A 22,737-nucleotide genomic window follows, 5' to 3' on the forward strand; every position below is an offset into this window, starting at 1 on the left:
GCTTCGCTCTCTCCTGTGACGGCTCGCTACTTCTCGTCCGGCAGCCGCGGGAGCCCTTCTGACGCCCGGACGTGATGGATCATCGTCAGGACGGTCTTCATGCTCTCGGGTGAGAGTCCGGCCGCTCGGAGAGCCACCCGCTGTACTCCGTTCTCCCGCATGACACGCACCATCTCCAGCTCGTCGGTGATCTTCCCCGCGGTCTCGTTCTCCACGAAGTACGCGGGCGGAACTCCGAAGAACCCCGCCAGCCCTTCCATCTGACCGCGCCGCGGATCGGCCGCCCGTCCGGTACGCCACCGCGACACCAGCACGGCTGAGACGCCCATGTCCGCGGCGACTTCCGCGTTGGTGTACGCGCCCCGGTCCTTCGGGTGGACGACGTCGAACAGCCGGTTCAGTCGCCTCGCGAAGGATTCCCCGGCGACCGGGTGCGCTCCTGGCACTTCGGGCACGTCAGACTCCGCCGCCGCCATCAGGGCCCCCTGTCCCATTCACTGCTGTTTGCCACATAGGCGGTATATGGCCCCACTTCAGCCCCGGTATCAACTGCGGTTGATCGAGCCTATCGTCCCGCCATGGCACCGCAAGGGCGCCGATCCCGGCTCGCGGACCCGGCCGATCAGGGCGGGCCCGCTCGTCGTCGCCGGTGTCCTCGGCACCGCCGCCGCGCCCGCCGGGGCCACCCCGCGCCCCGGCGCTCCCCTCACCTGCCGCGGCGAAGGCGTCGACCCCGATGCCCTCCCGCCACGGCCATCTGGTCACCGAACACGGTGTACGGCACACGCCGACGGCGTTGTCATTCCGTTCGGATCTCCTCGTGGGTGCGGGGTGCCGTGTTCGTCGCGGCTGTCGTCCGGGCGGAGTCGATGGCGGCGCGCAGTACCTCGAACCACTCGTCGGCCAGGGCCCTGGCGTCGCTGTCCGGCAGGACGCCGGGAGCCCAGGTCCAGCGTGCCGCCAACCGCGGTCCTCCTTGCCGTTCCTCGACCGCGACGGTGAGCGCCAGGGCACGGTTGAGCGGCATCGCGGCGTCCGCGCCACCCCCCATCGCGCCTCCCGCTTCGCCGGTGGGTTCCCAGCAGGCCGAGAGGTCACCGACCCTGAACCTCCCCAGGTAGTTGAGCGCGATCTCCGGATCGCCCAGCTCCGCCAGCCGTGCGGCCGTGTCCGGGTTGAGATAGCGCAGCAGGCCGTATCCGAGGCCGTGCTGGGGCAGGGCCGCCAGCTGCGCCCGGACGCGGACGGCGGCCCCGGCCAGCCGGTCCACGGCGTTGGCACGGTCACCGGTACCGGCGTCGGGACGGGCACCGTCGTCAGCGTCGGCCGCTGACGTGCCGGGGTTCAGGAGCAGCGGGAACTGGGCGGTGAACCAGCCCACCGTGGACGACGGTTCCGGTTCGTCGGCCAGCGCCTCGCGTCCGTGGGCCTGGAGATCGACGAGTACCCCGCCGTCCCCGTCCCCGTTCCCGTCCCCGTCCCCGTTCCCGTCGCCCCGCACACGCGCCACCGCGATCGCGAAGGAGGCGTACAGCATCTCGTGCAGTTCCACCTCGACGGCTCGGCACAGCGCGAGCAACGCCTCGGTCTCCGCCTCGGAGAGGTCCCGGGCGATCCCCCGCGCGGTCGCCGCGGTGTCGGTGGCCGGGCTGAGCCCGCGACGGCCCAGTGACAGTCGGTCACCCGCGAACATCCCTTCCCACAAGGCGAGTTCGCGGACGCGTTCCGGTCTGAGGGCCTCCTCGGCCAGCCTGTGCGCCCAACGGCGGAAGCTGACCGGTGGGTCACCCAGGTCGGGCCGTTCACCGGCGCCGAGGGCCCGGTAGGCGCGCTCCAGGTCCGGCAGCAGGAACCGCCAGGAGACGCCGTCCACCACCAGATGATGGAGCAGGATCAGCAGCCGGCCGGACCGGCCGGGGCCCGGATCCAGCCAGACCGCGCGCAGCATGTGCCCGGCCGCCGGATCCAGTTCGCCTTGGTACCGGGCGGAGGCCGTGTTCAGTGTCCCGGTCCATCCGTCGGTGTCGGGGGCGGCGACGACGGTGCGGCTGAAGTGGTCCTTCGCCCGTACCGATCCCCGGGGAGTGATCGTCAGGGACCATCGCCGGGGGCCTGGTCCCTCGGCGGGACGGCGCGTCAGCCGCATCCGCAGAGCGTCATGCTGGTCGATCACCGCCTGCAACGCGCCGATCAGATGGGGTGCCTGGGCGTCGGCGGGCACCCGGACCGCCATCGACAGGTGATAGGCGTCGATGGGGGCGTCCTCGTGCCGCAGTCGCTCGATGACGGGCGTCGTGGGCAGGCTCCCGGTCCCATCGCCGGATGCGGTGTGCGGCCGCCGAGGCTCCAATGGGACGGCGACCGCCGCGATGGCGGCGACCGTACGGCGCTCCAATATGTCCCTCGGTCTGAGCGTGAATCCGGCCCGGCGGGCGAGATCCGCGAACCGCATGGACATGATGCTGTCACCGCCGAGCGCGAAGAAGTCGTCATCCACACCCAGCCGGTCGACGCCGAGCACGTCCGCCATCAGTTCCCACAGGACTTCCTCCGTCGGCGTTCGCGGCGTGGTCGCCGTGGACATGGAGGCGTAGTCCGGGGCGGGCAGAGCCGCGCGGTCCAGCTTGCCGTGCACGGTCAGTGGAAGTTCCGCCATCGGTACGAAGGCCGACGGAACCATGTGCCCCGGCAGCCGGTCGGCCGCGTAGCCGCCCAGTTCGGCGGTCCCGGGCAGCACGGCGCCGGGCGCGGCCACCACATAGGCGACGAGCCTCGGTTCCCCCGGCCGGTCCTCCCGCAGGACGACCGCCACCCTCGCCAGGCTCTCCGCGCCGCTCAGAACGTTCTCGATCTCCGTCAGCTCGATCCGGAAACCGCGCAGCTTGATCTGCCCGTCGGACCGCCCCTCGTAGAGCAGTTCGCCGTCCTCGCTCCAGCGGGCGAGGTCGCCGGTGCGGTACATGCGCTCGCCCGGGGCGCCGAGCGGGTCGGCGACAAAACGTCGCGCCGTCAGCCCGGGCCTTGCCCGGTAGCCCCGCGCGAGGCCGGGTCCGGCGACATACACCTCGCCCAGGGCCCCCGGCGGCACCGGCCGCAATGAGCGGTCGAGGACGTACACCCGCAGGTCCGGCAGCGGACGGCCGATCCGGCTCGCGGAGGCGCGCTCCTCGGAATCCCGCGCGGTCAGTTCGGTATGGGTGACATGGACGGTGGTCTCGGTGATGCCGTACATGTTCACCAGGCGTGGTGCCTTCTCGGGGTGCCGCCCGTACCACTCCCCCAGCCGCGCGAAGTCGAGCCGTTCCCCGCCGAACACCACCCACCGCAGCGCGAGCCGGTCACCGAGTTCGGGGCGGGCCCGGTCGGCCTGGACAAGCTGATAGAACGCCGACGGCGTTTGGCTGAGTACGGTGACCCGCTGCTCCACCAGCAGTTCCAGGAACTCGTCCGGGGCCCGGGTCACCTCGTACGGTACGACGACCAGGGTGCCGCCGTGCAGCAGCGGTCCCCAGATCTCCCACACCGAGAAGTCGAACGCGTAGGAGTGGAACAGCGTCCATACGTCGGTCTCGTCGAACGCGAAGAGGTGCGTGGTGGACGTGAACAGCCGGACGACGTTGGCATGCGAGACGAGGACGCCCTTGGGGGTGCCGGTGGAACCGGACGTGTAGATGATGTACGCGCCGTGGTCGGGGGCGAGCGGGCTCGTCCGATCGGCGTCGGTGAGGTCGGGGGAGATGTTTCCGCTCGGCGGCCCGCTGGGGTCCCGCTCGTCGACAAGGACGACCACGGGACCTCCGCCCGCGTCGTCGCCCTCCTGACCGGGTACGGGAAGAAGTGTCTTCGCCAGGGCGGCCGAGGTCACCACACATACCGGGGCGGAGTCCTCCAGGAGGAACCGGATGCGTGCGCGTGGGTAGGCGGGGTCGACCGGGAGGTAGGTCGCCCCGCTCTTGAGGATCGCGAGGAGCGCGACGACGAGATCGTTGCTCCGGTCGAGAGCCAGTGCGACCACTTTCTCGGGACCGGCGCCGTGCCCGACCAGCCGCCGTGCCAGTCGGTTCGCCCGGCCGTTGAGCTCCGCATAGGTCAGCGACGCGGCGCCGTCGGTCAGCGCGGTCGCCTCCGGATTCGCTCGGGCCTGTGTCTCGAACAGTTCGGGCAGGGTCGACCGTGTCGACTCGGGCCGTGACAGGATCCGTCCCTGTGGCGAAGCCGGGACGGGCAGCGGATCGCCGCCATGCGCGGGGGTGCGGTGGTGAGCCCGCGTATGGGGGTGGGCCTCCTCGCCGAGGCGCCCGCACTCGCCGTTGAGGGCCGTCGACCACAGTGGTTCGCCGTATCGCTCGACCACCACGCTCAGCAGCCGCTGCATCGCGTCGGCCGCGGCCCGTACCCGGTGGCCGCCCACGGCTCCGGGACGGTGGTTGAACCGCACGCACAGCCGTTCACCGGGCACCACGACCACGCTGAGCGGGTAGTGATTGCCGTCGCCGCCGTGCAAGCCGCTCACGCGGAGCCGGTTCGAGACCGACCGCAGCGCCCCGGGATCGAGGGGGTAGTTCTCGTAGACGAAGAGAGTGTCGAAGAGCTGCCCGGTTCCGGCGCCCCGCTGGATCGCGCCGAGCCCCAGATGATGGTGATCGAGCAGCCGGCCCTGGTCGGCCTGGAGGCGGGTGAACAGGTCCAGCGGTGAGGCCGCGGCGTCCATCCGTACCCGTACCGGAACCGTGTTGATGAACAGGCCGACCATCTCCTCCACGCCGTCGACGGCGGAGGGGCGCCCGGAGACGGTCGTACCGAAGACGACATCGTCCCGGCCGGTGAGCTGTCCGAGCACCATGGCCCACACGCCCTGAACCACGGTGTGCGTCGTCAGACCATGCTCCCTGGCGAATTCGACCAGCGCGGCGGTCCGCTCCTCGCTCAACTCCCGGACGGTGTGCTCGACCCGATCGGCACCCATGTCTCCCGCCCCCGCGGTCGCCAGCAGAGTCGGGCCGGTGATCCCGTCCAGCGCGGTCCGCCAGACCGCCGCCGAGGCGCCGCCGTCCTGTTGGGCGAGCCAGGCCAGATAGCTGGTGTACGGACGCGCCTCGGGCAGCGCGTCGAGGTCCCCGCCGTTGTCGTACAGACGCAGCAGATCGCGTGTGAGCAGCGGCATCGACCAGCCGTCCAGCAACAAGTGATGCAGCGTCAGGACAAGGCGATGCCGTGCGGGACCCAGGCGCACCAGCAGACAGCGGACCAGCGGCGCCTCGTCCGGTGCGAACCGGCGTGCGGACTCCGCCGCCGTCAGCCGCTCAAGGAGTTCGGCGCGGGCGGCCTCGTCCTCGGCCTGCAGGTCCACCTCGCGCCAGGGCAGTTCGACCCGGTCGGGGATCACCTGGACCGGTTCGGACAGACCGCCGTGGAGGAAGCAGGCACGCAGATTGGGATGCCGTACGAACAGGGCTTCGACGGCGGCCCGGAGCGCGGCGGCGTCGAGCGCACCCTCCAGCCCGACGCTCAGCCGCACCAGGTAGTCGTCCGGAGAGGTCTCGTCGAAGACGGTGTGGAAGAGCAGCCCCTGCTGGAGCCCTGTCGCCGGCCATACGTCCACCACGCCGGGCACCGCCTCCTCGATCCGTTCGACCTCGTCAAGGGACAGCCGTGCCAGCGGGAAGTCCGAGGGCGAGTGGCGGCCATGACCGGGCCCGCCCTCCTGACCGGTCCGTGCGGTGTGCAGGACCAGGCCGCCCAGCGCGGCGAACCACGACTCGGCGAGATCCCTGACGGCGGCCTCCTCCAGCAGATCGCCCGCCCACGACCACACGGCCGTCAGCCGTGGCCCGTCCGTCCGGTCCTCGGTCAGGGCGTTGAGGCTGAGTGTGTGCGGGAGCGGCATCCTGTCGTCGGAGCCGCCGCCGAGGGGACCGAAGGCGGGGTCCGGCTGCCAGTCCGCCCCCTCGGTCACGGTGAAGCGGCCCAGATAGTTGAATCCGATCTGCGGGCTCTCGTACCGTGCGAGCCGTCGCGCCGTGGCCGGGTTGAGATGGCGGAGCAGCCCGTATCCGATGCCGTGGTCGGGCAGGGCCGCGAGCTGTTCCTTGACCTCCTTGAGCGCGCGGCCGAGCGCCGGGGACCCGTCGAGGACATCGCCCCAGTCCAGTGGACCGGGGCACAGTCGCACGGGGAACTGGCTGGTGAACCAGCCCACGGTGGCGCTGAGATCAACGCCGTTCGCCAACTGCTCACGGCCGTGGCCCTCCAGGTCCAGGAGTACGTCGTCGCCGTCCCCGAATCCTTGGCGGCGCCGCCAGTCGGCCAGCGCCAGACTCAGTGCGGTCAGCAGGACGTCGGGGACCCGGGCGTGGTAGGCGGCCGGTACGCGCGTCAGCAGCGCGGCGGTCGGCCCTGGCGGAAGGGTGAGGGTCAGGGACCGGGAGTGGCCGACGGTGTCGCGTGCCGGATCACGTGGGCGGCGGCCGATGAGCGGATCGTCCCCGTTCACCATGGCCTCCCAGCGGCCGGCCTCGGCGGTACGTCCCTGTGCCTGTTCGCGCAACAGCCGGGCCCAGTCGCGGAAGGAGGTGACCGGGGCGGGGGTACGCAGCGGACGCCGCTCGGCCGCCGCGTGCCAGGCGTCCGCGAGATCGCGGAGCAGAATGCGCCAGGAGACGCCGTCCACGGCGAGATGATGGATGACGACGAGCAGCCGTCCAGGTACGTCGGCGCCGGCGTCGAACCAGACCGCGCGCAGTGTCGAGCCGTTCCACGGGTCGAGCGACTGGAGCGCGGCCGATGTCTGTTCGGCGACGAGCTCCGCCCACCGCGTCGGCTCTCCCGGGCATGACACGTCGGTTTCGTCGGTCCCGGTGCGGTCGGTCCCGGTGCCGTCGGTACCGGGACCGTCAGTTCCGGGACCGTCAGTTGCGGTGCCGTCAGTTCCGGTGCCGTCAGTTCCGGTGCCGTCGACGCGGACCCGTGTCAGGCAGTCCTCGCCGCGTACGGATCCGGCGGGCCCGATCTCCAGGCCGTCGACGGAGGGCCCGCCGACTGCCCCGCGCGGCTCCGCTCCGGGTTTCCCGACCCTCGTGTCCGCCTCGGGCGCCGCGTCCCTCCGTGCCCTTAGTCTCAGCATCGCGTGGCGGTCGAGCAGCGCGTCGAGCGCCGCGGCCAGCCTGTCCTGTCCGGCGCCCGCGGGGACGCGGAGCAGAACCGACTGGTAGAAGCCGCGCACGGCCTGCTCACCCAGCGCGGCCAGCCACTCCATGATCGGGGTCGGGGTCAGGTCACCGCTGTCCGCCCCCGCCGCGCGCGGCTCCTCACTCGCCACGTCGCGTGCGATCCGCGCGAGTCCCGCGGCCGTGCGGTGCTCGAAGACCTCACGTGTGGTGAGGACGAGCCCCGCGGCCCGTGCGCGTCCCACCAGTTGGATGGAGAGAATGCTGTCCCCGCCCAGCGAGAAGAAGCTGTCGTCCACGCCCACCGCCCGCGCTCCGGTCACCTCGGTGAACAGCGCGCACAGCAGGATCTCCCGGGCGGATTCCGGCCGTCGGCCGTCGCCGGTCCCGTGTGTCTCGGGAGCGGGGAGCGCGTCGCGGTCCAGCTTTCCGTTCGGAGTCAGGGGCAGCGCCTTCACCACCATGACGGCCGAGGGCACCAGATGGTCCGGGAGCACCCGTGCCGCCTCCTCACGCAGGACCGCGGGGTCCGCCTCGGCACCGTGGGCCGCCACCACGTACGCGACCAGCCTGCGGTCACCGGGCCGGTCCTCGCGCACGACGACGGCGGCCGAGGCCACCTCCGGACGGCGGGTCAGCACCGATTCGATCTCGCCCGGCTCGATGCGGAAGCCCCGTACCTTCACCTGCTGGTCGGTGCGCCCGAGGTATTCCAGCCGTCCCTCGGCGTCCCAACGTCCCAGGTCTCCGGTGCGGTACAGCCGCGTTCCCGGCTCGCCGTACGGGTCCGCCACGAACCGCTCGGCGGTCCGGCCCGGTCGGCGCAGATAGCCCCGTGCCAGGCCGATTCCGGCGATGTACAGCTCACCCGCTGTGCCGACCGGGACGGGGCGCAGCGCCGGATCGAGCACGTACACGCGGGTGTTGGGCAAGGGAGTGCCGATCAGCGGGAGGCTGTCCCCGGACAGCGGCTCGCTGAGCGTGGCGCACACGGTGGTCTCGGTCGGTCCATAGGCGTTGATCATCCGGCGCCCCCGCGACCAGCGGGCCACGAGCTCCGGCGGACAGGCTTCCCCCGCCACCACGAGGGTCGTTCCGGCGGGCAGCGCTCCGTCGGGCAGGGCACTCAGTGCGGTCGGTGGCAGTACCGCGTGTGTGACGCCGTACTGTGCCACGATCCGGGAGAGTTCGGGGCCTGGCAGCAGTTGTTCGGCGGGCGCCACGACCACGGCGGCCCCGGCGAGCCAGGCGCCCGCCAACTCGGCGATGAACCCGTCGAAGCTGGGGGAGGCGAATTGCAGGAGCCGGTCGCCCGGCGCGATGCCGAAGCGTTCGCGGTGGGCGGCCGCGAGATTTCCCAGCCCCCGGTGGGAGACCAGCACACCCTTGGGCAGGCCCGTGGAACCCGAGGTGTAGACGAGGTACGCGGGGTGGTCCGGGTGCGGTGGCTCGCGCAGCTCGGTGGCGGCGAGAGGGGCACCGCGGGTGTCACGCAGTTCGCGCTCCGTCGCCGGTTCGTCCACGGTCAGGACGGGGATCCCGGTCGCCGCGCGGTCCAGCGCGGCCGCCAGGGCGTCGTGCGAAGGCGGCGCCGGGATCGCGAGTGACGCGCGACCGGTGAGCAGCATGCCGGGGCGCGCGTCGGCCAGCATGTACGCGAGGCGCTCGGCCGGATAGCGGGTGTCGAGGGAGAGGAAGGCGGCGCCGGTCTTCAGCACGGCGAGCAGGGCCACCATCAGCGCGGCCGATCGGGGCAGGGCGACCGCCACCCGGTCCTCCGGACCCAGCCCGCGTGCCACCAGCAGCCGGGCCAACCGGTTGGCGCGGTCGTCCAGTTCGGCGAAGGTGAGCGGCTCCGTGGCGCCGAGCACCGCCGGTGCCCCGGGCGAGGCGGCCACGCGCTCGGCGAAGAGGACCGGCAGCGGCAGTGCCCGTACCGGCCGCCCGGTCTCGTTGAACTCCTCAAGCACCCGCCGCCGTTCGTCGGACGACAGGAGATCCACGGCACCCGCGCGCCGCCGCGGGTGGTGTGCGACGGTCTCCAGCAGGCGGACGAGCCGTTCGGTGAGGTCGCGCACCTCGCCGTCGTCGAAGCGGTCCGGCAGATAGCTGATCCGCAGCCGTGTACGCGACCACGGGACGACCGCCAGACCGAGCGGGTAGTGGGTGGCGTCCCGGCCGTCGATCCCGGATACCCGCAGACCGGCGCCGCCCATCCGCTCGGGATCCAGGGGGTAGTTCTCCAGGACGGTGATGGTGTCGAACAGCTCGGCGTGGCCGGTGGCCCTGTTGATGTCGGTGAGCCCGAGGTGCTGGTGCGCGCCGAGACCGGCCTGCTCCTGCTGCACTCGGGCCATCAGGGCCAGCAGCGATTGGGCGGGATCGATCCGCACCCGGACCGGGATCGTATTGATGAACATGCCCACCATCGACCGCGAGCCGGGCACTTCGGGGGCGCGCCCGGCGACGGTGCCGCCGAAGACCACGTCCTGTCGTCCGGTCAGGGCACCGAGCAGCAGCGCCCAGACGGTCCGTACGACCGTGCCGAGAGTGATCCCGTGGGAGCGGCACATCGCGCCGATCGCGTCGGTCAGCTCCTGGGACAGCTCGCGCGTGAGGTGCGCGGGGGGCGTCGGAGCGCTCGTGCCCGGACCCTCCGACGCCGGGCGCCGGGCCGGGCGGGCCAGCAGGGTGGGCCCGTCGACGCCTTCCAGGGCTTGGCGCCAGGCGGCCTGCGCGGCTGCCCGATCCTGCCGCGCCAGCCAGGCGAGGTGGCGGTCGTACGACGTGACCTCCGGCAGGTCCGGTGGGGCGTCCTGTGCCCCGTACAGCGCGATCAGTTCGCCCAGCAGCAGGGGGACCGACCAGCCGTCCAGCAGCAGGTGATGGTTGGTCAGGGCGAGCAGATGCCGCTCCGGCTCCAGAGCGATCAGTGTGAAGCCGATCAGTGGGGCGAGGGCCGGGTCGAGCCGGCGGGTGCGTTCCTCCAGCAGGATCCGTTCGGTCGCTGTCTCCGGCCCTGGACCTGTCCCTGGACCTGGCCCAGGCCCTGTCCCGGGCTCCGGCCCTGTCCCGGGCTCCGGCGCGCTGACCGCCGTCAGGTCGAGGTGGCGCCAGCGGGGTGCGACCTCGTCGCGGATCAGCTGGACCGGCCGTGACAGGCCCTCGTGCAGGAAGGCGGCGCCCAGGTTGGGATATCTGCGCAGCAACGCGACCGTCGCGGCCCGCAGCCGCTCCGGGTCGATCGGTCCGCGCAGTTCCACCGTGAACTGCACGGCGTACGGGTCCTGTTCGCCCGCGCGGTAGGTGTCGCGCAGGGCATGGAAGAGCAGACCCTCCTGGAGTGGGGTCAGCGGCAGGAAGCGCGCCGGCGCGGGATGGCGGGCCACCAGCCGTGCCATCTCCTCCGGGGGCAGCGGGGCCGGGCATGCCTCGTCCGCCGCGACAGTGTCGTCGGACGCTCCGGTCGTGGCGGCGATACGGGCCAACGCCGCCACACTCTTACCGGTGAAGATCTGCTGGGTGGTCAGGACGAGGCCGTGCTCGCGGGCCCTGGCGATGAGCTGGAGGGCGAGGATACTGTCACCGCCGAGGGCGAAGAAGCTGTCCTCCACTCCCGGAGCGGCCGGGGCGCCGGCCTCGACGGGGGCGTTGAGGCCCAGTGTCTCGGTGAACAGTGTCAGCAGGACGCGCTCGCGTTCCGTACGCGGTGGCCGCCCCGCGGCGCCGCCGGTGGTGGTGTGCGCCGCCGGTAATGCCGCCCGGTCGAGCTTGCCGTTCGGTGTCAGTGGCAGCCGGTCCAGCACGATGACGACGGACGGCACCATGGAGGCGGGCAGCCGGCTCTCCAGGAACGCGGTGATCTCGACCGGTTTCGCCCGCTGTCTTTCATGGAGGGTGACGTAACCGAGCAGACGCTTCGCGCCGTTACGTATCTCGTCAGTGACGGCCACGGCCTGGCGCACGGCGGGATGGGCGGTCAACGCGGCCTCGATCTCGCCCAGTTCGATCCGCAGTCCCCTGATCTTGACCTGATCGTCGGCGCGACCGACGAACTCGATCGTTCCGTCGGGGCGCCGGCGCGCCAGATCACCGGTCCGGTAGAGCCGGGAGCCGGGAGCGCCGTACGGATGGGCGACGAAGCGCCGCGCCGTCAGTCCTGGCCGGTGGAGGTAGCCCCGGGCCAGACCGGGTCCGCTCAGGCACAGTTCGCCCACCGTCCCGACCGGCACCAGTCGCTGGAAGCCGTCCAGGATGTAGACACCGGTGCCTTCCGTGGCGGTACCGATCGAGGGTGTTCCCGTGCCGGGGAGCGGATCGGTCATGGTGGCGCACACCGTCGCCTCGGTGGGGCCGTAACCGTTGTGGAGCACGGTGTGCGACGCCCAGCCGGACGCCAGCTCCGCCGTGCATGCCTCGCCCGCCACCATCAGGGTCGTACCGGCGGGTATGCCGCCGCCGGGCACACCGGCCAGGACAGCCGGTGGCAGTACGGCGTGCGTCACTCCGTGGGCGGTGAAGAGCCCGGCGAGTTCGGGCCCCGCCGGAGGTGGGCCTTCGACTCCGAGGACCAGCTCACCGCCGTTGAGCAGGGCCGCGGCCAGCTCCCACACCGCGGCGTCGAAACTGGTGGAGGAGAACTGGAGCACTCGCGAGCCGGGACCGACGCCGTAGCGGCCGTGCTGGGTCTTCGCCAGGTTCGGGAGTCCCGCGTGGGTCACCACCACACCCTTGGGGCGGCCCGTGGAACCCGATGTGTAGATCACATAGGCCGGATGCTCGGCCATGAGGCGCCCGCGCCGCTCGTCGTCCCGTACGTTCCCGGCCGGTACTTCCAGCAGGTCCCTGACACTCCCGTCCCCGACACTCTCGTCCCTGACACTTACGTCCCTGACACCTCCGTCCCTGACACTTCCCCGGCCGTCCAGTACCAGTGATCCCAGCGGCGCCACACCCTCGGCGGCGATGTCCGACGTGGTCAGTGTCAGCGCGGGAGCGGAGTCCGCGAGCATGAACGCGACGCGCGTAGCGGGATAGCCGGGATCCACCGGCAGATACGCGCCACCGGCCTTCCATACGGCGAGCACCGACACGACGAACGCGACGGAACGCCGCATCACCAGCGCGACCCGCCGCTCCGGACCGATCCCGTGCTCGATGAGCAGCCGGGCGAGCTTGTTGGCACGGGCGTTCAGTTCCTCATAGGTCAGCTTCTCCTGTGCGCCCCGCAGCGCGGGAGCGTCCGGCTGCCGCGCGGCCACCCGCTCGAAGAGTTCGGCCGCCGTGATGCGCGTCCCCCGATCAGGACCGGGGTCAGAGGGTGGGGTGTTGGGTGCGTCGGTGTACGAGTCGCCGGCTCGCCCCGTGCCCGCCGCGTCGAGCAGCACATCCCGTTCCTCCGCGGAGAGCAGGGGCAGATCGCGTACGGCGGTGGACTCCCCGCCGCCCGCGGCATGGAGCAGGAACCGGTGGATACGGCTCCCGTGTCCGCTCACCTCGCCGTCGGTGTAGACGGCGGTGTTGGCGTCGAAGTCGACGACGAGGCCCCGGCCGTCCGAACGGTCCGTGAAGCTCAGTGCCGCGTCGTCCACCGGGCCGGTGGCCAGATTGCGCACGACGGACGGATACGGTCCGAAGACCGGACCGTAGTCCAGCCTCATGACGTTGACGAGCAGGGAGTACAGAGGCGCGCCCGCTCGCGCCTGGCCGATATGACGGCGCATGTCCTCCGTGCGGTAGCGCTGGTGGGCGAGGGCCGCTCCGATCACCCGTTCGGCCTGCCGGGCGAGTCCGGCGAGGGATCCGCCCGGCTCCGTGGACAGCCGGATCGGCAGCACGTTGGACTGCACGGCGGGTGTGGTGCGGGCGATCGGGGTGCGCCGGGCGCCAACGGTCAGACCGATGACCACGTCGCGCTCTCCGGTCATCCGGTGCAAGTAGGCCGCGGCCACAGCGGCGAGCATGGAGGAACGCCGTACCCCGGCCCGCTCGCAGGCAGCGTCGAGACTCCCGGTGTCCACCGGCGACAGGCTCGCGGAGAACCGGCGGAATCCCGCGTAGGGCGCGCTCCGTCGCGCCAGGCCGACCGGTTCCGGTAGATCGCGCAGCTGGTGCCGCCAGAAGTCACGGTCCCGCGCGAAGGAGGCCGACTCCTGGTACGCCCGGTCCTCGGCGAGGAGTTCCCAGAAACCACCGAAGACGGGGCGCGGCGTCCGCGCTCCGGATTCCAGCGCCGCGTAGAGCTCACCGACCCGACGCACCATCAGCTGGAGGCTCTTGCCGTCGGTCAGGATGTGGTGGTAGCGGCAGTGCCAGACGAAGAGGTCGTCGGCGAGTCGGAGCAGGGCGAACCCGAAGAGCGGGCCGCTCCCCAGCGGAACCGGGCGCTCAAGATCACTCCTCATCCACCGCTCGGCGGCGGCGCGCGGATCGGCGGCCGCCCGTAGATCCACCCGTCCGAGGGTGAAGTCGCCGTGGTCCTCGGCGAAGAGACCCGCCGTGTCCGTGACGGGGGTGAACCCGATGTTCAGGGCTGTGCATTCCGCGACCGTCCGGCGCAGGGCCCGCTCGAAGACGCCCTGCCGGAGCCGGCCCCGGATCTCGACATACTCGCCCACGTTGTAGAGGGGGCTTTCCGGCCGCAGGGACTGCGCTATCCAGATCTCCCGCTGCGCCGAGGACAGAGCACTTACCTGGACGCCGTCGTCCGACATGGCCAACATCCTTTCGGTTTCCGCGCCTGGTCGGGACCGGGCCGTGAAGGAAAGCCTGGCTCAGCAAGGCACCGGCCCGCCCCGGTTTCGGGCTCATCCAAAACCGCCACGGCAAAGGAGGCCGCCCATCAGCCGGATACACTCTGGACGGTCTTCTCCGGGCCGCTGGGCTCATCGATTCAGAGGGGTCCCACATGGCGAAGCAGGATCGAGCGATCCGTACGCGCCTGACCATCCTGACCGCGGCGGCCAAGGTCTTCGAGGCGCGCGGCTATCAGGCGGCCACCATCAGCGAGATACTCACCGAGGCCGGGGTGACCAAGGGGGCGCTGTACTTCCACTTCCCCTCGAAGGAACACCTCGCTCAGGGCGTGCTCGGCGAGCAGGACCAGTGGCTCCCCGTTCCTGACCGCTCCTGCACGATCCAGCAGTTCGTGGACACGGTGCTGCTGCACGCCTACCGCCTGCAGACCGACCCGATGGTCCGGGCCGGGGTCCGGCTCTCGCTCGACCAGCAGGCTCATGGAGTCGACCGCAGCGGCCCCTTCCTGCGCTGGGGCGGGATCATCGGGGAACTGCTGGAAAAGGCCCAGGCCCGGGGCGAGTTGCTCCCTCACGTGCGGACGGCCGAGAGCGCGGAGGTCGCCGTGGGGGCGTTCGCCGGGGTCCAGGCCATGTCGCAGGCCGTATGCGAGTACCAGGATCTCCTGGCCCGGACCTCGGTCCTGCTGCGGCATCTGCTGCCCAGCCTCACGCCGTCCTCCGTACTCGACCGCGTGGACCTCACCCCGAACCGGGGCGGGGCAGTCTTCGCCGAACTGCGGCCCCGGCCGACCGAAGAGGAGCGGGAAGCGCGCCAGGACGGCTGACGGGCCCGCTCGGCGGTGCGGCGGTCCCCGCCTCCCGTCATGGCAGGGACCGCCGCACCGCCGAGGGGCCAGGGGAGCGGTGGCTCAGAGCGTCGCGGCGATGTCCGCGGCCGAGCCAGGACGGCCGCCGTCGAGTTCGTCGACCAGACCGCGCAGGACGGGCCCGTACTCGGGGTGGGAGAGGGCGAAGGCCATCTGGGCGACGAGATAGTCGGCCGGGTTGCCGGTGTCGTACCAGCGGCCGGAGATGACCTGCCCGTACACCGCGCGGCTGGCCGCGTAGGCGTTGATCGCGTCGGTCAGATAGATCTCACCTTCCCGCCGGTCGTACCAGAGGCGGGTCTGCTCGCGCAGTTCGTCGATGATGCCGGGGGTGATCACATAGCCGCCGATTGCCGCGTACGAGGACGGTGCGTCGGCCGGCTTGGGCTTCTCGACCAGGCCGGTGATGCGCAGCAGGCCGTCGTCGAGGTCTTCCTTGACGATCGGCACGCCGTAGCGCTGGGAGTCGTCGGGGTCCATCGGCATGAGGGCCAGTACCGGACAGCCGGTCTGCTCGTGGGCGCGGATCAGCTGCTGGGCGCGGGGCACCTCGGCCACGAACACGTCGTCGGGCCACAGCACCAGCACCGGCTCGTCACCGAAGGACCGGGCGGCGTTCAGTACGGGGGTGCCGTTGCCGTACGGGCCGTGCTGGTCGAGGTAGGTGATGTGGCCGCGGCGGGCCAGCTCGGCAACCTCCTCCACCGCGTCCGCGTATCCCTCTTTGCCGTCTTCCCGCAGCTGCGCGCAGAGCGCGGGATTGGGCCGGAAGTGGTCCTGGATCAGGCTTTTGCCGCCGGAGACGACGATGGTGATGTCGGTGATGCCGGAGTCCACCAGCTCGCGGACGGTGTGCTCGATCACCGGCTTGTCGCCGACCGGCAGCATTTCCTTGGGAGTGGCCTTGGTCAGGGGCAACAGACGGGAACCCAGTCCGGCGGCGGGGATCACGGCCCTGCGGATCGTCGGGGACATCAGGTCTCTCTCGGTCGAACGGCATCCGCACCGGCCGGCACGGCTCACGCCGACGCTACCAACGTGCGCGACCGCCCCTGAACGAGGTCTTGAGCCCCCGGCGTCGGACGGCGTTCAGCGCCGCCCCGGCAGACGAAGGACAGGTCGCCTCCTCGGTGGAACGGGTCGGCCCCCGTACCTTTCGGCTCCCGTGACGGGACGGTCACGGAGCGCGAGACGCGGCCGTCGCGGGACATGAGGCAGTGGCGGCCAGACGGGAGTGTACGTTCGTACGCTTTGGCTATAGGCTCGGGCGCATGAGTCTTGTCATGTCGACGCGTCCTGGTCTGACAGAGCGGCAGGCGCGCGTGGCGGTGGGCGTGCTGTTCTTCACCAACGGCGCGTTGTTCGCCAATCTTCTGCCGCGCTTTCCCCAGATCAAGGACGAGCTCGGGATGGGTAACGCCGCCTACGGGCTGGCGGTCGCGACGTTCCCGTCCGGCGCGATCGTGGCCGGGCTCGCGGCCGGGGTGCTCATCCGCCGGTTCGGCTCGGCGCGGGTGGCGGTGACCGGCACCATCCTGACCGGGGCCTGGATACTGGCAGCGGGGCTGAGTTCTTCGGTGTGGGCGTTCGCCGGCGCGTTGTTCCTGGCGGGAGCGATGGACGCGATCACCGATGTCGCCCAGAACGAACACGGCCTTCGGGTCCAGCGCCGGTACGGACGTTCCATCATCAACTCCTTCCACGCCATCTGGTCCATCGGCGCCGTCACCGGCGGGGCGATGGCCGCCGGTGCCATCGCGCTCGGTCTGTCGCGGGGCCCGCATCTGGGGATCTCGGCGGCGGTGTTCGCGGTCGCCGCGCTCGCCGCCGCGAGGTTCTGTCTGCCCGGCCAGGAGACGGACCCGGCCGTGGACCCCGAGGGCGATGTCCCTGGCGATGCCCCTGGCGATGTCCCTGGCACGCGGCGGAAGGAAGCCCCCGGGAGAGGACCGCGCACCCTTTTCGTGCTGGGCGCCTTGGTGTTGATCGCCACGTCGGGCGCGCTCGTGGAGGACGCCGGCAGCTCGTGGGCCGCCGTCTACCTGTCGGACTCGCTGGCGGCGTCGGTCGCGCTGGCGGCGTCGGGATACATCGCTCTCGTGGGCGCCCAGTTCATCGGGCGCCTCATCGGCGACCGGCTCGTCGATCGGTTCGGGCAGCGCGCCGTGGCCCGCGTCGGCGGTCTCGTCGCCGCGGCGGGTATGGGCCTGGCGCTGGCCGTTCCGACGGTGCCAGGGACGATTCTCGGCTTCGCCGCCGCCGGGTTCGGAGTGGCCACGTTGGTGCCCGCCGCGATGCACGAGGCGGACGAGCTGCCCGGCCTGCGCCCCGGGTCCGGGCTGACCATCGTCTCCTGGCTCATGCGCCTGGGCTTCCTGTGCTCCCCGCCGGTCGTCGGACTGATCGCCGACGCGACCAGTCTGCGCGTGGGGCTGCTGGTCGTACCCTTCGCCGGGCTGCTCGTCGTACTGCTCGCCGGTGTGCTGCGCAAGCGACTCCGGTGACCGGCCCCGGGCCATGTCGTCGAGGATCGATCCGACCGAAGAATGTCCACCCCGAGCGGTCCCACCGAGCGGCCGCCCGTGCCAAGGAAGGCTGCCTTTCATGACTGTGCCGAGCACACCACTCCCCCGCGAGCGCGTCGGTGTCATGCTCCCCCGCGATCTGCCGGCCGCACAGGTGCTGCCCTTCGCACGCCGGGCGGAGGAACTCGGCTTCGACGAACTGTGGGTGGTCGAGGATCTCGGCTTCCGCGGCGGGGTCGCCCAGGCCGGTGCGGTGCTGGCCGCCACCGAACGCATCGTCGTCGGCATCGGCATCATGCCCGCCGGCGCGCGCAACCCCGCCTTCGCCGCGATGGAGTTGGCGACCCTGGCGCAGCTCTTTCCCGGGCGGCTGATCGCCGGTATCGGGCACGGTATGCCGGTGTGGATGCGCCAGGTGGGGGCGTGGCCTGCCAGCCCGCTCACCTTCATCGGTGAGTACGCCACCGCGGTCCGGGCGCTGCTGCGCGGTGAGCCGGGGCCTGTCAACGGCCGGTACGTGACGACCCAGGACGTTGTCATCGGCGAGACGCCGGATCTCGTCCCGCCGGTCGTGCTCGGTGTGCGGGGCCCCAAGTCGCTGGAGGTCGCCGGAGGGGTCGCCGACGGTGTCCTGCTGGCCGAGCCGTCCCCGCCCGCGTACATCGCCGCGGCCCTCGGCCACATGGGCACGACGCCCGGTGCGGAAGGTGTCGAGGTGATCGCCTATGACGTCGCCGTGGTCGACGATGACCCCGACGCCGCGCTGGAGCGGGCGCGCGCGGGCCTGACCTGGATCGGGGAGCCCGACTGGGCGCCTCATCTGGCCGCACTGCCGTTCGCCGACGAGCTCGCTCGTCACCGGCGGCACTGCGCTGGGCCCGAGGAGTTCGCCGCCACCATGCCGGCGGAGTGGGTCGCCGAGCTGGCCCTCGCCGGAACACCCGGCCAGGTCCGCGAACGCGTCGCCGCCCGGTATCGGGCGGGAGCCACCAGCGTCGTACTGACGCCGGTCGAGGCCGACAGGACGGCCGCGCTCACCCGGCTCGCCCGCGTCCTCAGCCGGCGCTGACCGGTGGCCGGCCGTTTCCGCGCGGTGTGTCCATGGTGATACGGGTGATCGCCTCCACCGTCAGGGCACGGTCGTGCGGTTCGCTGTCCAGGGCGTGGTGGAGGGAAAGGCCCTCGATGAGGGCGTCGAGCTGCCGTGCGGTGGCCGGGTCGAAATGCTGCTCAAGCAGGGCGCGGCTGCGGCGCATCCACCGAGTCGTCAGCGTCCGGTACTCGGGACGACGGGCGGCGAGGGTGTACAGCTCCTGGGTGAGCACCAGGTCGCGCTGTGGCCCCTCGGACAGGGCGTGGACGAGGTCGGCCACCGCCTGGCGGACCTCGTCACGGTCGGTGGCACCACCGAGATGGGCCTCGAAGAGGGCGACGATCTGGTCGGCGAACGTGGTGAACGCTTCCCGGAGTACGTCATCGATGCCGTTGAAGTGGTAGGTCATCGATCCCAGCGGCACCGCGGCCCGGGCAGCGATCTTGCGGTGGGACACACCCGCGACGCCGTCGTCGGCGATGAGATCGAGGGTGGCGGCGATGATGCGTTCGCGCCGCTGATGATCCGTGCGTCCGGTCGTCATGGGAAGCTCACAGGCTTCGGATGACACGAGCGGGGTTACCGACGGCGACGACACCGGCGGGAATGTCCTTGGTGACGACGGAACCGGCGCCGATGACGCTGTCGTCGCCGATGGTCACGCCGGGCAGGACGATGACCCCTCCGCCGAGCCACACGTTGTCGCCGATGGTGATCGGGCGTGCGGCTTCCAGTTTGTCGCGCCGGGGCCCCGGCTCCAAGGGATGGGTGGGGGTGAGCAGTTGGACGTTCGGGCCGATCTGGCAGTCCGCGCCGACCGAGATCCGCGCGACGTCCAGTGCGGTCAGATGGTAGTTGACGAACGTGCGGGGCCCGATCGTGATGTTGCTTCCGAAGTCGACGTGGATCGGCGCCCGTACTTCCACGTCCTCTCCCACGCCGCCGAGCAGTTCGGCCAGGATCCCCCGGGCGGAATCGGCGTCCTCGGCGAAGGCGGCCTGGTAGCGGAAGGCGAGTCGGATCGCGCGCCGCTGGCGTTGTGTGATCTCCGGGTCATCGGCGATGTAGAGGTCGCCCGCGAGCATACGCTCATGGTTGGTCCGCAGGTCCTCGGTGAAGTGGTCCGTCGACATGCCCAGGATCGTAACCGATAGTGTACGCACGTACACTCCGCTGGGAAGACCGCGCTCCCCGCCCGCTCACCGGGCGGGCGTTCGTCCGAGCCCCTGAGCCGACGACAAGCCTGGTACCGGCTTGCCTGGGCAATGTCCTCCCTGGCACCGCCGAACCGCCGACTTCATCGTTGCTGTGTGGCCGCGAGCAGAACGGCCACCGGAGCCCGCCCCACCGCGAGCCCGCTCACCTTTTCAGCGACTGGAGCACCACCGTGCGGACCAACGTCAGCTTCCCCAGCGCCGGGATCACGATCGCCGGACACCTATACACACCGGACGGTGAGACCGGCGGGCCGCGCCCGGCGATCGTCGTCGGCCACCCCGGCAGCGGCGTGAAGGAGCAGACCGCCGGCCTCTACGCGCGGCGCCTGGCCGACCAGGGCTTTGTCACCCTCGCCTTCGACGCCGCCCATCAGGGAGAGAGCGGAGGCGAGCCGCGTGGTCTGGAGGACCCGGCCCAGCGGGTCGAGGACATCAAGGCCGCCGTCTCCTTCCTCAGCACTCGCGAGGAGGTCGACCCCGACCGGATCGGGGCGCTGGGCATCTGCGCCTCGGGCGGATACGCGCTGACCGCGACCGCGTCCGATCACCGCGTCAAGGCCGTCGGCGCCATCTCCGCCGTCGACATCGCGCGCCAGTTCCGCGAGGGCGCCGACGGCACCCAGGACCCGGCCGTTTTCCAGACCATGCTCGACGCGGCCGCGGCTTCCCGTACCGCCGAGGCACGCGGCGAGGGCGTCCCGGTCTTCCCGCTCTTCCCCAGCACCGCCGAGGAGGCCGCCGCCGCGGGCGGCGAGCACGCCGCGGAGGGATTCGAGTACTACCGCACGCCCCGCGCCGAGCACCCGCGCGCGGCCCAGTCCTTCACCTGGTCCAGCGTCGACCGCATGGCCTTCTTCGACGGGTTCCGCTTCGTCGGTCTGATCGCCCCGCGCCCGCTGCTGCTCATCGTCGGCCGCGAGGCCGTCACCTCCTGGATGAGCGTCGAAGCCTTCCAGAACGCCCGGGGTCCCAAGGAACTGCACTGGGTGGACGGCGCCGGCCACATCGACCTCTACGACAAGGAGCCCTATGTCGGCCCCGCCGTCGCCAAGCTGACCGACTTCTTCCGGACCCACCTGGCAGAGACTCGGTAGAAGTCCTGCGTACGGAGGGCCGCGTGCGGTGTCCCCCGGCGCCGCCCGGTCGCTCGGAGCCGGGTTACGCGTCCGGGGGACGGTGCCCGGCGGAGGAGTCGGGCTCCGTGCGGTGCGGCGCCCGGTCGGTCGGCATCCGCTCTGTCGGGATCGGGTCGAGGGGCGGCGGGACGAGCACCAGGTCGGCTCGGTGCGGGGTGGCCGCGACAAGATCGGCGTTGCGCTGGTCGCTGCCGAGGGACCACGCGCGGGCCTCCGCCAAGGGCTTGCCGTAGGCCACGTGCCGTTGGATGAGCTGGTTCAGCCGGGTCTCCTCATCGGTGGCGACATACCACGCTTCGTCGAGGAGTGCTCTGACGCCCGCCCAGGGGCCCTGGTCGAGCAGCAGATAGTTGCCCTCGGTGATGACCAGGGGCACCCGCGCCGGGACCGGGATGGCGCCCGCGATGGCTTCCTCGAACTCGCGGTGGAACCGGGGGGCGTACACGCGGTCCTCCGCCCGTTCGCGCAGTCGGCGGAGAAGCGCCGCGTAGCCCGCCGCGTCGAAGGTGTCCGGTGCGCCCTTCCGCTGCCGGCTTCCGAGCCGGGTCAGTTCGCCATTGGCCAGATGGAAGCCGTCCATCGGCACCACAACGGCCGTGTCCGGGCCGAGGGCGGCGGCCAAGTGGTCCGCCAGCGTCGACTTTCCCGAACCGGGTGCCCCGACGATCCCCAGAATCGCCCGCCGCCCGGATTCGGCGAGAGCGCGAGCTCGGTCGCGCAGTGCGGAGAAGGCCATCTCCTCGGCACTCACGGGTTGGGGGACGGCGGTGTCTTTCATGTGACGACTCCCAGACGGTCATGCGCGAGGTGACCCGGCGCGGGGGTGAACGAACGTGGGGCGAACGAAGTCGATCGACGGGAACGAGGGAAGCGAGGGGATCGAGGGAAGCGAGACGGCATCGGCCGTTCCGGTGCGCGGCCGATCTCTCTCATCGTAGGCAACGACCCCGTGGGCGTCGCCGGCGTGCCGACTCCGCGCGGGACGGGCTTGTCCATCCCCCTGGACGCGTGCGTCCGGGCGGTGTGCGGGGACGGCCAAAGGCCCCCGCACACCGCCCGTAGCCGTACCCGCACCAAGCCCGCTTCCGCGGCTACGCCCGCGCCCGCCTCCGCTCAGCCTTCCGTGATCTCCACCGACAGCTCATTGTCGACCGTGTAATACGGGCGCGCGTTCAGCCCGTCGAGTGCCGTGGCCGGGTACACGAACACCCGCTTGCGGTCCGCGAGATCATCCAGGAGCCGGGCCGTCCGGACCGGCCGCGCGTCCGCGGACGGGCGGACGAACACGTCCCACACCCCCGGTCCCGCACCGGCGCCCGGTGTGCTCAGCAGATCCCGGTAGCCGACGGTGATGGAGAAGGCATGGCCGCCCTCCGCGGTCAGTTCCACCTCCCGTGCGATGCCGCCCTTCCCCCGGCGACGCAGCAACGCCGCCGCTCCGGTGCCCAGTTCGGCGCCGAAGAGCCTGCCGCGTACCGTCATCGCGCCGTCGGCGACCCGGATACGATCCGCCTCCGCGTGTGTGGGGCGCAGCCAGGCTCGTACGGCGAAGTAGCCGTCCAGCGTGGCGTACGGGACCAGGACCGCCAGGGGCGAGGAAGTCCCGTCGGGCGCGCGGCCCGCCACCAGGGCCCGTAGGTCACGGACGCCGGGGAGGAGCCGTCGGCGCGGTGTGCCGGGCGAGGGGACGACATAGGCGTCCCAACGGCCCTCCGCGAAGGCGGGCGCCGGTTCGATGGTGGCCTGCCAGCGGTCCTGGCCGGGCGCCGGCTCCAGGTCGAACACCCGCCTGACCAGTTCTGGCTGTCCCCTCGACGGGCGCAGACGCAGCAGCAGTTGAGGCCGGGAGGCCGGGGCCTTCGGTGTGTCCGGCGCGGTGAGCCGTACGGTGAGCCGGTTTCGTCCGTCCACCGTGCAGTCGGCGCGCGGGCGCGGACTCTCGACCCGCGCGTTCTCGTCGTGCGGGGTTCCGTCAG

The 22,737-nt window shown here is 71.6% G+C and carries 11 protein-coding genes; 4 read left to right on the forward strand and 7 right to left on the reverse strand.

Annotated elements, in window-relative coordinates:
* Positions 1-26: 26 nt before the first annotated feature.
* Both ABTZ59_RS13745 and ABTZ59_RS13750 read right to left on the reverse strand, forming a co-directional pair.
* Positions 27-455, reverse strand: a complete 429-nt coding sequence (locus ABTZ59_RS13745) for a helix-turn-helix domain-containing protein (RefSeq protein ID WP_351395649.1) — start codon at positions 453-455, stop codon at positions 27-29.
* Positions 456-799: 344 nt separating this feature from the next.
* Positions 800-13,879 carry a non-ribosomal peptide synthetase gene (locus tag ABTZ59_RS13750; RefSeq protein ID WP_351395652.1) on the reverse strand — a complete coding sequence of 4,360 codons (13,080 nt, stop codon included), beginning with the start codon at positions 13,877-13,879 and terminating at the stop codon, positions 800-802.
* A 194-nt stretch (positions 13,880-14,073) separates the two neighbouring features.
* On the opposite strand from ABTZ59_RS13750, the gene ABTZ59_RS13755 reads away from it, so the two are divergent.
* Positions 14,074-14,748: a ScbR family autoregulator-binding transcription factor gene (locus ABTZ59_RS13755; RefSeq protein ID WP_351395655.1), complete on the forward strand. Its 675-nt coding sequence runs from the start codon at positions 14,074-14,076 to the stop codon at positions 14,746-14,748.
* An 84-nt stretch (positions 14,749-14,832) separates the two neighbouring features.
* Here ABTZ59_RS13755 and ABTZ59_RS13760 read toward each other — a convergent pair whose 3' ends face one another.
* Complete coding sequence (locus tag ABTZ59_RS13760) at positions 14,833-15,765, reverse strand: UTP--glucose-1-phosphate uridylyltransferase (RefSeq protein WP_351395658.1); 933 nt, start codon at positions 15,763-15,765, stop codon at positions 14,833-14,835.
* A gap of 296 nt (positions 15,766-16,061) precedes the next feature.
* On the opposite strand from ABTZ59_RS13760, the gene ABTZ59_RS13765 reads away from it, so the two are divergent.
* Positions 16,062-17,294: an MFS transporter gene (locus tag ABTZ59_RS13765; RefSeq protein ID WP_351395661.1), complete on the forward strand. Its 1,233-nt coding sequence runs from the start codon at positions 16,062-16,064 to the stop codon at positions 17,292-17,294.
* Positions 17,295-17,394: 100 nt separating this feature from the next.
* Complete coding sequence (locus ABTZ59_RS13770) at positions 17,395-18,384, forward strand: LLM class flavin-dependent oxidoreductase (protein WP_351395664.1); 990 nt, start codon at positions 17,395-17,397, stop codon at positions 18,382-18,384.
* Here ABTZ59_RS13770 and ABTZ59_RS13775 read toward each other — a convergent pair.
* Complete coding sequence (locus ABTZ59_RS13775) at positions 18,371-18,952, reverse strand: TetR/AcrR family transcriptional regulator (protein WP_351395667.1); 582 nt, start codon at positions 18,950-18,952, stop codon at positions 18,371-18,373. The genes ABTZ59_RS13770 and ABTZ59_RS13775 overlap by 14 nt on opposite strands.
* Positions 18,953-18,959: 7 nt before the next feature.
* Positions 18,960-19,541, reverse strand: coding sequence for a sugar O-acetyltransferase (locus ABTZ59_RS13780; RefSeq protein ID WP_351395670.1), 582 nt, complete (start codon positions 19,539-19,541; stop codon positions 18,960-18,962).
* 254 nt (positions 19,542-19,795) lie between these two features.
* On the opposite strand from ABTZ59_RS13780, the gene ABTZ59_RS13785 reads away from it, so the two are divergent.
* Entirely contained in the window at positions 19,796-20,719 is a 924-nt protein-coding gene (locus ABTZ59_RS13785) for an alpha/beta hydrolase (RefSeq protein WP_351395673.1), read from the forward strand.
* Between the two features lie 64 nt (positions 20,720-20,783).
* Here ABTZ59_RS13785 and ABTZ59_RS13790 read toward each other — a convergent pair whose 3' ends face one another.
* Positions 20,784-21,539 carry a nucleoside/nucleotide kinase family protein gene (locus tag ABTZ59_RS13790; protein WP_503002760.1) on the reverse strand — a complete coding sequence of 252 codons (756 nt, stop codon included), beginning with the start codon at positions 21,537-21,539 and terminating at the stop codon, positions 20,784-20,786.
* A 335-nt stretch (positions 21,540-21,874) separates the two neighbouring features.
* Positions 21,875-22,672 (reverse strand): hypothetical protein, encoded by a 798-nt coding sequence (locus tag ABTZ59_RS13795; RefSeq protein WP_351395676.1) that lies wholly within the window; start codon positions 22,670-22,672, stop codon positions 21,875-21,877.
* Positions 22,673-22,737 lie beyond the last annotated feature (65 nt).

The organism is Streptomyces sp. NPDC094034 (assembly GCF_040303865.1).
In the GTDB taxonomy this organism is placed as follows: domain Bacteria; phylum Actinomycetota; class Actinomycetes; order Streptomycetales; family Streptomycetaceae; genus Streptomyces.